The organism is Actinoallomurus sp. NPDC050550, assembly GCF_040655075.1.
In the GTDB taxonomy this organism is placed as follows: domain Bacteria; phylum Actinomycetota; class Actinomycetes; order Streptosporangiales; family Streptosporangiaceae; genus Actinoallomurus.
The window spans coordinates 1-1,234 of sequence record NZ_JBFAJC010000154.1 but is presented as its reverse complement, the minus strand read 5'-3'; the positions used below and the strand labels follow the sequence as shown (position 1 = coordinate 1,234).

The following is a 1,234-nucleotide window of genomic DNA, read 5'->3' as shown; positions in this document are numbered from 1 at the left end:
GGGAGTGGGTACGGCCCGGGTTATTTCGGTTATTCGGGGGGTTATAACCTGTCGTTCCGTGCGGATACCAGCCTTTCGATGATCGTTGGTCTGGGTAAGGCGATCAGCGATCGGCAAGCTCAGATTCGAGCTGATTTGCTGGTCGGTGGCCAGCCGATTGATCTGACTTCCTTGAATCACGCCTTCGCCACCGACTCTGTCTTGAACTCATTGCGGGCAGCGTTCGGGAATTGGCGGACGGGCCGGCCCGCTGTTGTTCCTGGCGTTGGCGTTGGCGTCGGGGACGAGGTGGCCGGTTCTTCCGCTGTGGGTGATGGGTCCGCGGTCGTCGATTCCGGTGAGTCTTTGGCTGGTGGTCATGTGCTGGGGGTGCCGGCGCGTCCGCATGAGTGGCTGGCGGCGAATCGGGATGTTTCGACGGTGGTGTTGAAGGCCGAGCAGTTCGATCCGTTTGTTGAGCAGGATGGGCGGCCGGAGGGGTTGCTGGCGGGGCGTAATGTGATCATCCGGGCGAATGTGCGCAGGGTCCGGGCGGTCGGTGGGCAGGGGGTGCGTGAGTTCACGTTGGCGCTGCCGGTCGGCGATGTTGCCTCGGGGCTGGATGTGGCTGTTTTCCGGGACCGGCTGCAGGGCCTTTTGGATGAGTACGTCAATCGTGGCTATGTTCTTCCTCGCTCCGAAGAGCAGTTGCACGTGTGGGCGGAGCTGGTTTTGGACCGCGGGCATGGTGAGGGAATCACGCTCACCGCCGGGGCCGTTCCCGGGGCGGCTGATCAGCTGCACTTCGATGTCGGGCACTCTGATGCTCAGCTGTTGCATGAGTTGCTGCATTATCTTGGTCTGGCTGATGCTTCTCGTGCCGAGGAGATGGTGTTCCGCGGCGGTGACCATGTGGTCAAGCGGCCGGGGTCGGAAGGTTCTACGGATCGCGTTGCCCGGACCGGGGTGGACGCCGATGGGCTGATGGCCGGGACCCAGGACAGCGTGCTGGCTGCTGGGCTGCTTCCTCGTGACCTGGCTCGGATCGAAGCCGTCAGCGACGCCGGACCCTATATCGCCGATCCTCCCCGCCTGGACTTTGGCCGTGTTGCCGGCGCGTCTCTGCCGGTGGGCGATGACACGGGCGGCTACCTGGAGTGGCTGCCGCCCTCGGCGAGGCGGCCCGTCACCGACCACGAGACCAAGCTCACCCACGCGGTGGCGCAAGCACCCGGAACCCCGAGATGGTGGGGGA

General features: G+C 64.5%; 1 protein-coding gene. It reads left to right on the top strand.

The window, feature by feature from the left end:
* Positions 1-78 precede the first annotated feature (78 nt).
* Positions 79-1,234, top strand: a 1,156-nt coding sequence (locus AB0I04_RS55165; RefSeq protein WP_360905087.1) for a hypothetical protein, incomplete at its 3' end; no start/stop codon positions are given.